This window comes from Oleiphilus sp. HI0066, assembly GCF_001635725.1.
In genome coordinates this window covers 1-1,115 of the sequence record NZ_LWFH01001390.1, presented here as the reverse complement: position 1 = coordinate 1,115, position 1,115 = coordinate 1, and the positions used below count along the sequence as shown (strand labels likewise).

Genomic DNA, 1,115 nt, shown 5'->3' with positions numbered 1-1,115 from the left:
GAGCGAGTTATAAATGTAAGAACTACGACAAGTAGCAAACATTGATAACACAATCACTCAAAGCGTTTTTCCGCTCTATGCGTTCAAAGTATTCCGTTTGTCGTGCGTGATAACGCCCTGGTTGAGACATGGAACAACAATAACAATGACTGACGGTCTTGAACTGTTCAGCATGAAAGACCCGCTAAGGAAAGTAGGTAATTTCATGCTACGTCCTCCTTTTATTCTTCTTACTATATTTAGCGCGCATTAACGGCTAAACTTCTTCACCTCTTATTACGATAATTAAGATCAGGAAAACATGGCAGCATTGCCCCCTAGCATCATCTCTCGCGATGAACATCCCGTATCGCGCAAACATATTAGTCCGAATGCATTAAAGGTTCTTTATCGACTCGAAAATGCTGGTTTCAAAGCCTATTTAGTGGGCGGTTGTATTCGTGATTTACTGCTAGGTATTCAGCCAAAAGACTTCGATATCGCAACGAATGCTCATCCTGAACAAGTGCATAAGCTATTTTCGAATTCTCGTTTGATCGGCCGACGCTTCAAACTTGTACATGTTCTTTTTGGTCGAGAAATAATTGAAGTCGCAACATTCCGTGGCAGCAATGAAGATTCATCAGCACAGCAACAAACCGCTGAAGGAATGCTCACACGAGATAACGTGTACGGAACGATAGAAGAAGATTCTATTCGTCGCGATTTTACCGCAAATGCGCTGTATTACAGCGCAACTGATTTTTGCATTTATGATTATTGCGATGCCCTAACAGATATCAAAGCACACTCACTCAAGCTTATTGGCGAGCCTGAAGAGCGCTATCGCGAAGACCCTGTTCGCATGTTACGAGCAATTCGTTTCTCCGAAAAACTTAACTTCGATATCGAACAAAAAGCAGAACAAAGTATCCATGAACTATCTCATCTGATGTCGATGGTGGCGCCTGCCCGATTATTTGATGAAATTATTAAGCTTTTTGTCTCGGGTTATGGGGCCGCAATATTTGAGCGCCTATTAGATACAGGGCTATTTAAAGCCTTATTCCCAAGCGTTGCGCACACCATAGATAAAAGCCAAAAAGAACACTATCTCAGTTTTATCCGAGCGGCCT

General features: G+C 42.2%; 1 protein-coding gene. It reads left to right on the top strand.

Annotation, left to right across the window (positions count from 1 at the left end):
* Positions 1 to 301: 301 nt before the first annotated feature.
* A partial coding sequence (pcnB, locus tag A3738_RS20970) for a polynucleotide adenylyltransferase PcnB (RefSeq protein ID WP_156504389.1) occupies positions 302 to 1,115 on the top strand: 814 nt, incomplete at its 3' end.